The 8,125-nt window shown below is 70.3% G+C and carries 7 protein-coding genes; 3 read left to right on the top strand and 4 right to left on the bottom strand.

Annotated elements, in window-relative coordinates:
* The 4 genes from J5F18_RS08100 to J5F18_RS08085 all read right to left on the bottom strand — a co-directional run.
* The coding region (locus tag J5F18_RS08100) for a PTS glucose transporter subunit IIA (protein WP_346301760.1) at positions 1-423 on the bottom strand (423 nt) is incomplete at its 3' end.
* An 82-nt stretch (positions 424-505) separates the two neighbouring features.
* Positions 506-1,525, bottom strand: coding sequence for an SIS domain-containing protein (locus J5F18_RS08095; protein ID WP_346301759.1), 1,020 nt, complete (start codon positions 1,523-1,525; stop codon positions 506-508).
* Positions 1,525-2,628 carry an N-acetylglucosamine-6-phosphate deacetylase gene (nagA, locus tag J5F18_RS08090; RefSeq protein ID WP_346301758.1) on the bottom strand — a complete coding sequence of 368 codons (1,104 nt, stop codon included), beginning with the start codon at positions 2,626-2,628 and terminating at the stop codon, positions 1,525-1,527. Before nagA ends, J5F18_RS08095 begins: the two co-directional genes overlap by 1 nt.
* A gap of 16 nt (positions 2,629-2,644) precedes the next feature.
* Positions 2,645-3,379: a GntR family transcriptional regulator gene (locus J5F18_RS08085; protein WP_346301757.1), complete on the bottom strand. Its 735-nt coding sequence runs from the start codon at positions 3,377-3,379 to the stop codon at positions 2,645-2,647.
* A 227-nt stretch (positions 3,380-3,606) separates the two neighbouring features.
* Here J5F18_RS08085 and J5F18_RS08080 point away from each other — a divergent pair, with 227 nt between their 5' ends.
* From J5F18_RS08080 to J5F18_RS08070, 3 genes are all read left to right on the top strand, one after another.
* Positions 3,607-5,547, top strand: coding sequence for an exoribonuclease II (locus J5F18_RS08080; RefSeq protein WP_346301756.1), 1,941 nt, complete (start codon positions 3,607-3,609; stop codon positions 5,545-5,547).
* Between the two features lie 174 nt (positions 5,548-5,721).
* On the top strand, positions 5,722-7,767 hold the full coding sequence (siaA, locus tag J5F18_RS08075) for a biofilm regulation protein phosphatase SiaA (RefSeq protein WP_346301755.1): 2,046 nt from the start codon (positions 5,722-5,724) through the stop codon (positions 7,765-7,767).
* A 9-nt stretch (positions 7,768-7,776) separates the two neighbouring features.
* Positions 7,777-8,125, top strand: a 349-nt coding sequence (locus J5F18_RS08070; RefSeq protein ID WP_346301754.1) for a SiaB family protein kinase, incomplete at its 3' end; no start/stop codon positions are given.

Genomic DNA, 8,125 nt, shown 5'->3' with positions numbered 1-8,125 from the left:
GTAGCGCAGCGGCTGCAGCCGCCAGCCGGCGGCCTCGGTGATCACCAGGGGGGTGATCAGGGCGCTGGCGCCCCGAGCCAGGGCGTCGGCATCGAAGCGACACAGGGGATCGCCGGCGCGTACCCGGTCGCCTACGGCGACCAGCGGCTCGATACCGGCGCCGTTCAGCTCGACGGTGTCCAGGCCCAGGTGGAGCAAGAGCTCCACTCCGGCGGCGGTGCGCAGGGTCAAGGCGTGGTGGGTACGGGCGCACTGCACCACCTCGCCGTCGCAGGGGGCATGAAGGCACTCCCCCAGGGGGTCGAGGGCGATGCCCTCGCCCAGGGTCAGGCCGGCGAAGACCGGGTCGGGCACCTCGGCGAGAGGCAGCACCACCCCGTCCACGGGGGCCTGCAGGATCAGGGGTCGATGGATGTGAGGCATGGGAAGGTCTCGCGGTTGTTGTTGTGGGGACTCGTCGTGGGGACTCGTCGTGGGGACTCGTCGTGGGGACTCGCTGTGGGGACTAGAGGGTGCAGGTCACCTTGTTGAGGTGGCGGGGGCGATCCGGGTCGCTGCCCCGGGCCGCGGCCAGGCCGGCCACCATCACGTAGAAGCTCTGGATCACCGTAAGCGGCTGCAGCGCCTCGTGGCCGGCATCCACCAGGGTGAGGTGACGCCGCGCCACGCTTGCATCGGCGGCCAGCAGCACCCGGGCACCGACGCCCTCGAGCCACTCGGCCAGCTCCAGCAGCCCGGCCTGTTCAGGCCCCGGCGGGGCGAACACCAGCACCGGGTAGCCGGGGCCGATCAGCGCCATGGGGCCGTGGCGCACCTCGGCGCCGCTGAAGGGCTCGGCCTGGATGGCACAAGTCTCCTTGAACTTGAGCGCCGCCTCCTGGGCCACGGCGAGGCCGGCGCCGCGACCGATCACCATCAGCCGGTCGACCTCCGCCAGGCCCTCGATGGCCGCGGACCACTCCTGGGCCAGGGCGGCGCTCAGGCGATCGGGCAGCTCGGCCAGGGCCGCGAGCAGCCGGCGATCCTCCCGCCAGTGGCCGAGCAGCTGGGCCATGGCCGAGAGGGTCGCCAGGTAGCTCTTGGTGGCGGCCACGCTCCGCTCCTCGCCGGCGTAAAGGGGGATCTCCTGATGGCTGGCCGCCCCCAGCGGCGACTCGGGGGTGTTGACCAGGGCCAGGGTGCGGGCGCCGGCCGACGCCAGGGCGCGCTGGGTGGCCACCAGGTCGGGGCTCTGCCCCGACTGGGAGACCGCCAGGGCCAGCTGGCCATCGAGCCGCCAGGGGGCCCGGGCCAGGGTGGTCAGGGAGGGGGGCAGCGAGGCCACCGGAATGCCCTGGCTCTTCATGCAGAGGTAGGCGAAGTAGCTGGCGGCATGGTCGGAGCTGCCGCGGGCCACGGTCACCGCGGCGGGCGGTGGGGCCAGGCGCAGCCGCTCGCCCAGTTCGGCGAGGATCGCCGCGTTGCGCTGCAGCTGGCCGCGAAGGCGTTCCGGGGCGTTGCGGGCTTCATCGAGCATCAGGGACATCAGCGGTCTCCTAGGGTGGGGCGGCCCTCGACGAAGACCGCCTGGAGGTGGAGTCGGGAATCGAGCACGACCAGATCGGCCAGGGCCCCTTCGGCGAGGCGCCCCAGCTCGGGGAGGCCGAGAAACTCGGCCGGGAAACGGGAGAGGCGGTCGGAGGCCTCCGCCAGGGAGAGCCCCAGGGTCACCAGGTTGCGCAGCGCCTGGTCCATGGTCAGGGTGCTGCCGGCCAGGGTGCCGTCGGCCAGGCGCACGCCGCCCAGGCACTTGGTGACGGTCTGCTCGCCGAGCCGGTAGTCGCCGTCGGGCATGCCGGCCGCGGCGGTGGAATCGGTGACCGCATAGAGCCGGGGAATGCAGCGCAGGGCCGTACGGATCGCCCCCGGGTGGACGTGCAGCAGGTCGGGGATCAGCTCGGCATAGTCGGCATGGGCCAGGGCCGCCCCCACCATGCCCGGCTTGCGGTGGTGCAGCCCGGTCATGGCGTTGAACAGGTGGGTGAAGCCGCAGGCGCCGTGGGACAGGGCCTCGACCCCCTCCTCGTAGCTGCCCAGGCTGTGCCCCAGCTGCACCCGGATGCCCCGCGCGCTGAGGTGGCGGATCAGCGCCGGGTGGCCCGAGAGTTCCGGGGCCAGGGTCACCACCCGGATCGGCGCCAGGGCGCAGAGGGCGTCCAGCTCCTCGATCACGCCGGCCCGGGCATGGGCCGGCTGGGCGCCCAGCTTGCCGGGATTGATGTAGGGGCCCTCCAGGTGGACGCCCAGCACCCCGGCGGCCTCCGCGGCGGGATCGCGCAGATAGGCGTCGATCTCGCCCAGGGTGCGGCGGATCTCGGCGTCCGGCGCGGTCATGGTGGTGGCCAGCAGCCGGGTGGTTCCGAAGCGCACATGGGTGCGGGCCAGGGTGACCAGCGCCTCGCGCCCCTCCATGACGTCGGCACCGCCGCCGCCGTGCACGTGGAGGTCGATGAAGCCGGGCAGGATCCGCGGATGGTCGTTGGCTTCGGGATCCACGGCCTCGCCGGCGACGCGGGTGATGCGTCCCGCCGCCCAGTGCAGCTCGCCCAGGCGCCAGCCGTGGGGGGTCAGGATATTGCCATACAGCATGGGGCTCTCCCTCGGCTCAGCGCGTGAGCTCGACCATGAAGTCGTAGTAGTCGGTGCGGCAGTAAGTGACGGTGAGTTCCGCCGCCGTGCCGTCGGCCAGATAGCCCAGGCGGGTCACCTTGAGCAGCGCCTGTCCTTGCGGCACCTCGGCCAGCGCCGCCAGCTCGGCGTCGGCGTTGATGGCGGTGACGTGCTGCAGGGCGCGCACCACCGGCTTGCCGCTGGCCTCCAGCACCGCATAGAGGGAGCTCTCCACCGCCTGGGGATCGGGTAGCACCGCGAGCGGCAGGCAGCTCTCCTCCACCGCCATCACCACCTCGTCGGCCAGGCGCAGGCGCTTGAGGCGCGCGACCCTGGCGTCGGCGCCCAGGCCCAGGCGCATGCCCTCCTCGGCCCCGGGGGTCGCCACCTGGCGCTGAAGCCAGTGGGAACGGGGCGTGAAGCCGCGCTGGGTGAGCATCTCGGTGAAGCTCACCAGGCGGGTCAGCGACTGGTTGAGGCGCGGGGCGATGAAGGTGCCGGAGCCCTGGCTGCGCCGGATCAGCCCCAGCTCGGCGAGGCGATCGAGCGCCTTGCGGGCGGTGATCCGCGATACCGCCAGGCTCTCGGCCAGGTTGCGCTCCGAGGGCAGGGCCTCGCCGGCCTGCCAGGCGCCCTCCTCGATGGCCTGCTCCAGCTGGCGGGCCAACTGCTGATAGAGGGGGGTGGCCCCCCGGGGATCCAGGCGGATCTGGTGAAAACGCGCGTCCATGGGTCTCTCCGCTGCTCGGCTCTTCTATAGGACCACTATAGAACCACATTGAGACCAATGAAATACCAATTATCTACAACCTTGGTCGTGATCGGCATATCCAGCAGGGCATGGGCGAACACAGCGCCTTGAGCGACAAGGGGTAAAGCAATCTTCGACCCTGCGCGATTGGCGTCACCGCCGGGAATCCGTATAGTGACCCCCTTACCCCGCCACCATCCGTGACCATGCTGCAGAACAACGCCCTGCTTGCTCAGCTCAAGCAACAGATCCGTTCCAACACGCCCCGTGTCAGCGGCGTGATCAAGGCCACCGACAAGGGCTTCGGCTTCCTGGAGACCGACGAAGGTGACTCCTACTTCGTGCCGCCCCCCGCCATGAAGCAGGTGCTGCATGGCGACCGGGTCGAGGCGGTCCTCCACGAGGAGGGCGAGAAGAAGAGCGTCGAGCCCGACACCCTGATCGAACAGGGGCTGGAGCGCTTCATCGCCCGGGTGCAGAAACGCGAGGGGCGCCTGGCCGTGGTGCCCGATCACCCCTCGATCAAGAACGCCCTGAAGTCACGCATCAAGCGCAGCCTGGACGAGGCCACCATCGGCGACGCCGACTGGGTGGTCGCTCGCCTGGTGCGCCATCCGCTCAAGGCCGACGATCGCGGCTTCTTCACCCAGATCGACGAGCTGGTGGCCAAGGCCGACGACCCGGCGGTGCCCTGGCGAGTGACCCTGGCGCGCCACGCCCTGGAGCAGGAGTGCCCGGACGCTGGCGACGACTGGCCGCTGCGCGACGAGGGCCTGGTGCGCGAGGACCTCACCGCCGAGCCCTTCTTCACCATCGACAGCGAGAAGACCCGCGACATGGACGATGCCCTGCGCATCGTGCCCCGCGAGGGCGGCGGCTGGGAGCTGACCGTGGCCATCGCCGACCCCACCGCCTATGTGGAGGAGGGCCACGCCGCGGACCTCGAGGCCCGCACCCGCGCCTTCACCGTCTATCTCCCGGGCCAGAACGTCACCATGCTCCCCGAGCAGCTGGCCGACGACCTCTGCTCCCTGTGGGAGGGCCAGGAGCGGCCGGTGCTGGCCTGCACCCTGGTGGTGGAGGCCGACGGCAGCCTGGGCGACTACCGCTTCTTCGCCGCCACCGCCCGGTCCCACGCCAAGCTGGCCTATGATCGTGTCTCCGACTGGCTGGAGGGCCAGGGCGACTGGGCGCCCGAGGCGGCGATCGCCGAGCAGCTGCGCTGGCTGGCCGAACTGACCGAGGTCCGCAGCGCCTGGCGCCACGAGCATGCCCTGGTGTTCAAGGACCGCCCCGACTACGTTTTCGACCTGGACGAGGCCGGCAACGTGCTGGATATCCGTACCGAGGAGCGGCGCATTGCCAACCGCATGATCGAGGAGTCGATGATCGCCGCCAACGCCTGCTGCGCCCACCTGCTGGCGGAGCACGTGGGCCACGGCATCTTCAACGTGCACCGCGCCTTCGAGAATGACAAGGCCGAGGCGGCCCGCGACTTCCTGGCCAGCCAGGAGATCGAGGTGGCCCTGGAAGCCCTCACCGAGCTGCCGCGCTACAAGGAGCTCAAGCGCGAGCTCGAGGGCCGCGACGACGCCTGGCTCGACGCCCGCCTGCGCCGCTTCCAGGGCTTCACCAGCATGTCGGCCAAGCCCGGCCCGCACTTCGGCCTGGGCCTGCCCGCCTACGCCACCTGGACCTCGCCGATCCGCAAGTACGGCGACATGGTCAACCATCGCCTGATCAAGCGGGTGCTCAAGGGCGAGCAGGCGCCGGCCGAGGCCAGCGCCGCCCTCACCGAGCAGCTCACCGAGCGCCGCCGGCTCAACCGCATGGCCGAGCGCGACGTCAAGGACTGGCTCTACGTGCGCTACCTGGGCCCGGCCGCCGAGGCCCAGGAGAGCTTCGACGCCGAGATCATCGCCATCAACCGCGGCGGCATGCGCGTGCGCCTCACCGCCAACGGCGCCACCGCCTTCATCCCGGCCCCCATGATTCACAGCGATCGCGACAAGGTCGCCATCGACGACAAGGAGGGGCGCATCCAGGTGGAGAGCGAGGAGCGCTTCAAGCTGGGCGACCATATCCGCGTCGCGCTGGTCGAGGCCCGCGAGGAGACCCGCTCACTGGTGGGTCGTCCCAGCGAATAGCCGCCCTGCACGTCAACGCGCCAAGGCCCCGGAGTGCTCACCGGGGCCTTTTGCGTTGAGCCCGGCCCGCCCCGTGTGATTCGCCCGCCCCAGCGCTTTATGGCAAAGTTGGTGACTCAAGAACGATAACCCGGGCCCGCGAGATGCCCGCTCGAGCAAAGAGACCCCACACACATGGCAGCGCTTCTAGGCCTGCGCGGAAAATCCGTGGTGACGCTACTGCTGGCCTGCCTACTGGCCCTGATCCCCGCCGGCCTGATCGGCTGGAAGGCGATGGCCGACATTCACCGCCACTTCGCCCAGGCCTATGCGGAAAACTACACCCTGCTGCAGATGCAGCGGATCGTCGCCCCCGTCGCCCAGGAGCTGGCCCTGTCGCGGCGCCTCGCCGATTCGGTGGTCACCCGGGAGTGGCTGAGCCAGACCGACGACGACGAGCGTCAGGCGCGCTTTCTCGAGGAGGCCGAGGGATTTCGCCGGCAATTCACCAGTCGCGCCTACTTCATCGTCGACCATGCCAGCGGCGCCTACTACTTCAATGATGGTGACCCGACCGACAACCAGGCCCTGCCGACCTATCACCTGAGCCCGGAGGAGCCCGACGACGCCTGGTACTTCGACCTGATGGCCAGCAGCGCCAGTCACAACATCAACGTCAACGTCGACCGGACCCTGCAGCAGGCGATGATCTGGATCAACATCAAGGTGCAGGAGAACGGCGAGCCGCTGGGTCTGGCGGGGGGCAGCATCGACCTCAGCCAGTTCCTCGACCGCTTCATGCGCGATGCGCCGGCGGGGCTGCTGCCGATGATCGTCGATCACCGCGGGGCCATCCAGGTCCATCCCGACACCGCCCAGATCGCCTGGAGCTCCTTCAATACCGCCTCCGGCACCGAGGAAGGCCGGCACCTTCAGCACCTGGTGGGCGAGGCCCAGCGTGCCGAGATGACCCGTAGCCTCCGCGAGGCCATCCGCCGCCCCGGCAGCATTCACCATCTGGCAGTCGATTTCGAGGGGCGACCCAAGCTGCTGACCCTGGGCTACATTCCCGAGCTGCAGTGGGTGCTGGTCAGCGCCCTGGACACCGGTACGGCCCAGATCCTCGAGAGCCGCTGGCTGTGGACGCTGGTCGTCGCCCTGACGCTGATCCTCGGCACCCTGCTGCTGGCCTTCGCCTATGCCACCGAGCGCCTGATCCTGGCCCCCCTCAATCGCCTCAAGGCCTCGGCCCAGGCGATCGCCGGCGGGGACTACCGCTCCCAGCTGCCCACCGGCCGCGACGACGAGATCGGCGCCCTCTCCCAGGCCTTCTCGCGCATGGCCAACCAGGTGGAGCGCTACACCCGCGACCTGGAGGGGCAGGTGCGCGAGCGCACCCGGGACCTGGAGGCGGCCCATGCCCAGGTGGCCGCCGCCCATCAGCAGCTGGGCGACTCCATCCAGTACGCCAGCATCATCCAGCGCGCCATCCTGCCCGACCACCAGCTGGCCCAACGGCTCGGTCACCGCTACGGGGTGCTGTGGAAGCCCCGGGATACCGTGGGGGGCGACTTCTATGTGTTCCATGCCACCGAGCGCGGCTACCTGCTGGGCGTGGTGGACTGCGCCGGCCACGGCGTCCCGGGCGCCATGATGACCATGCTGGCCCGTGCGCTGATCGACCAGGCCATCGCCCAGCAGGGCGCCGAGGATCCCGCCGCCCTGCTCAGGGAGATCGACCGCCGGGGCCGCGAGCTGCTGCCCGCCGAGCGCCTGCCCTCCTCCATCGCCACCAACATGGACCTGGGGCTGGTGTGGGTCGACCCCGAGGCCGAGACGCTCATCTACGCCGGGGCCAAGATCGATCTGTATGCCAGCAACGGCGAGACGCTCACCCGCCTGCCGGCCAACAAGCGCGCCATCGGCCACCGCCGCCCGGGCCACTACGAGAACCAGCGGCTGACGCTACGCCCCGGCTGGAGCTATACCCTGTGCAGCGACGGTTTCCTCGACCAGGCCGGTGGCCGCCACGGCTTCGGTTTCGGCAACCCGCGCTTCGAGGCGCTGCTGCCGACCCAGGCCCAACGACCGCTGGAGGAGCAGATGGCGGCCTATGAGGCGGCCCTGCGCGCCCATCAGGGGGATCTCCCCCAGCGCGACGACATCACCCTGCTGGCCTTCCGCATCGAGCCGCTGGCCCCCGACCCACACCCGCCCCGAGAGGCGGGAGACACCCGCTGAGGAGAGCCCATGGACCTGTTGAGCATGCGGGAAAGCTACCAGCGAGAGCGCATCATGCTGTGCTTCAACGGCCCCATCTCGCGCAGCCTGATCGAGGAGATCGGCAAGGCGCTGCGCAACTACCTGGACACCCAGCAGGCGACGCCTTCGGCGGCCATGGATGTCTTCGCCGTCTATATCGAGATGACCCAGAACATCCGCCACTACGCCCGCCGCCAAGGCTATGACGAGACCCAGGCCTCGGCCACGGTGGCGGTGGCCCAGGATGCCGAGGGCCGCTACCTGGTGTCGGCGGGCAACCTGGTCGAGTCCGCCGACGGCGAGTGCCTGGTCGCCACCGTGGAGGCCCTCGCCCCGC

The organism is Halomonas sp. BM-2019, from assembly GCF_017584085.1.
The sequence above is the reverse complement of the archived record's forward strand: the minus strand, read 5'-3'. Positions and strand labels throughout refer to the sequence as shown.